The organism is Neisseria sp. P0001.S005, from assembly GCF_051963715.1.
Genome location: NZ_JBQCTZ010000708.1, coordinates 1 through 392 on the forward strand (window position 1 = coordinate 1; position 392 = coordinate 392).

Consider the following 392-nt stretch of genomic DNA (forward strand, 5'->3'; position numbering starts at 1 on the left):
CAGCTGCACTGTGCGGCGTACGCAAGGCTTGCGCCAAGTCTTTGGTAATCAAATCGCCGGCAACGGGAAAAACCGCGGTATGGAGGATGGCGCCATTGGTATAAACCGCGATGTCGGTTGTACCGCCACCAATGTCGATGACGCACACACCCAAATCTTTATCGTCTTCAGTCAAAACGGCGTGACCGCTTGCCAAAGGCTGAAGCATGATTTGATCCATTTGCGGGCCGCAACGTTGGATACATTTTTGGATATTTTGCAACGCAGTGTTCGCACCGGTAATGATGTGTACACGGGTATCCAAACGCACGCCGCTCGTGCCGATAGGCTCTTTCACACCGGGTTGGTTGTCGATGATGTACTCTTGAACCACGGTATGCAAAATGTTGTGA

The 392-nt window shown here is 51.8% G+C and carries 1 protein-coding gene; it reads right to left on the minus strand.

The features are described from left to right. Positions 1 to 392: cell division protein FtsA (gene ftsA / locus ACTHSP_RS22490; protein WP_440347070.1), on the minus strand; the 392-nt coding region annotated here is incomplete at both ends.